Here is a 241-nt window from a genome sequence, read left to right as displayed (position 1 = left end):
ATCCAGGCCATCGACCAGGTAGAAGGCCGTTTTGCCGTCGTGCGCGACGACCAGCATGTCGGCACTGGCGTAAATAAAGGCGGCGACGCGGTCGCCTTTGAACTCGGGGCTCAGTGCCAGCGACAGGGCGGCAATGTCGCGTTTGCCCTGCAGCTCGGGCCAGGGCGTGCGGCTGTCCATCGCGCTGCGCACGCGCTGGATCGCCGCCTCGCGGCTCACGCTGCTGGTTTTGCGCCACTCG

1 protein-coding gene is annotated in these 241 nt (G+C 67.2%); it reads right to left on the bottom strand.

The genetic code is table 11. The features are described from left to right. Positions 1-241 (bottom strand): hypothetical protein (locus Ga0451573_RS19515; RefSeq protein WP_231685875.1); only part of this gene is annotated, 241 nt, incomplete at both ends.

The sequence above is a fragment of the Phosphitispora fastidiosa genome (assembly GCF_019008365.1).
GTDB lineage: Bacteria > Bacillota > Thermincolia > Thermincolales > UBA2595 > Phosphitispora > Phosphitispora fastidiosa.
The sequence above is the reverse complement of the archived record's forward strand: the minus strand, read 5'-3'. Positions and strand labels throughout refer to the sequence as shown.